General features: G+C 59.1%; 1 protein-coding gene. It reads left to right on the forward strand.

All coding sequences use genetic code 11. The features are described from left to right. The coding region (locus ACYP01_RS16865) for an isopeptide-forming domain-containing fimbrial protein (protein WP_459681357.1) at positions 1–416 on the forward strand (416 nt) is incomplete at both ends.

The following is a 416-nucleotide window of genomic DNA, read 5'->3' on the forward strand; positions in this document are numbered from 1 at the left end:
GGGTGCGAATACGGGTAACACGACTCTTGATCCGGTGGTGTTGACCGATGATCTGTCGAAGGTTCTCGACAACGCGACGTTGGTGGACGGTTCGCTCAAGGCGACTGTCGACGGTGTCGACGGTGCTGCTGCTCCGACCCTGTCGGGCACCACGCTCACCTGGACCGGTGCATTGGAAGCCGGTAAGTCGGTTGTTCTGACCTACCAGGTGAAGGTCAACGACGGTGTTGCCGGCGGGGTTCTGATCAACAACAAGGTCACCGGTACTGCGAAGCCGCCGATGGGTCCGGAGATCACTCCTCCGCCGGTGACGACCGAACACCCGGTGGTGTCTCCGAAGATTGCTGTGGTGAAGTCTTCTGATCCGGTGTCGGGTTCGAATGTTGTTGCCGGTCAGGACATCAAGTACACGCTTT

Source organism: Rhodococcus sp. no. 34, assembly GCF_054589475.1.